The following is a 1,196-nucleotide window of genomic DNA, read 5'->3' on the forward strand; positions in this document are numbered from 1 at the left end:
AACGTATATTCAAGTGAAGTGAAATGGGCAGTAGTCAAAGATAAGCTGAGTGGTGAGTTAACAACGAAAGAGATCATGGAGAAGTACGGAATCAAAAACAAATCGCAAGTCGAAACATGGATGAGATGGTATCGGTCTAATGAACTCTATCGATTCGATCAGCCGATTGGAAAACAATATACCTATGGACATGGACCAGATTCTGCGAGTGAGGATGACAAGAGAGAACGACAAATATCTCATCTGAAGATGGAAAACGAGATCTTAAAAAAGTACATGGAGATCGAAAGAGAGTTGAGAAAGAAGCAGTCATAAAAATTGTAGAGTTTCTTCGGGGGAAGTATACAGTCATCGCTATTCTTAGTGCTTTGAATGTATCAAGAGCAAGCTATTACCGTTGGATTAAAGAATCTGTGAAAGCACCTTCGGTGCTAGAAAAAGCCATCATTGAACTAAGTAAACAGACGAAGTATCGGAATGGACATCGAAAAATAAAGGCATTATTACAGCAAATCTATCAGTTGAAAGCCAATCGGAATACCGTACAGAAAATCATGCAAAAACACCATCTCCAATGTCGGATCAAGCCGAAACGAAGATGGAAGTCTCAAGGTGAGCGCATCATAACGGCACCGGATCTTATCAAGCGTGATTTCACAGCAAGTAAACCGAATCAGAAGTGGGTGACGGATATCACCTATATCCAATACGGCAGCACGACGAAATATCTTTCAACTATCATGGACCTATTCAATAACGAAATCATTGCCTATAAGTTATACGAGCATCAACAAACGCCTCTTGTGATCGATACGTTGAAGATAGCGCTTGAGAATCGAAACTACCCCGAAGGGGTCATCCTTCATTCGGATCAAGGAAGTGTCTATACGTCATACGCCTTTCAAGAATTCGTTAAGAGGAATCACCTAACAAGCAGCATGTCTCGTAGAGGAAACTGTTGGGACAACGCAGTTATCGAATCGTTCCACTCTAATTTAAAGTCCGAGGAGTTTCAGTACGTCAAATTTAATTCACTAAGAGACCATGAGGTCTCTGAACGCGTTATCAATTACTTAAATTACTATAACGAAGAACGAATTCAAGAAAAATTAGGCTACCTGACACCTAAAAAATATGGTGTACTGGCAGCCTAATCAAGGTGTTTTATATGTGTCTCATATTGCTAGGTCAGTCTA

At 40.1% G+C, this 1,196-nt stretch carries 1 protein-coding gene; it reads left to right on the forward strand.

Annotated features, from left to right (window positions below):
* A protein-coding gene (locus KNQ13_RS15690) for an IS3 family transposase (protein WP_214773279.1) occupies positions 1-1,154 on the forward strand; the annotation gives its coding sequence in 2 pieces (ribosomal slippage) (positions 1-268 and positions 268-1,154; 1,155 coding nt annotated over the 2 pieces). This gene is flagged as partial in the annotation.
* Positions 1,155-1,196: the final 42 nt, after the last annotated feature.

The organism is Exiguobacterium sp. s128, assembly GCF_018618815.1.
Taxonomy (GTDB): Bacteria; Bacillota; Bacilli; order Exiguobacteriales; family Exiguobacteriaceae; genus Exiguobacterium_A; species Exiguobacterium_A antarcticum.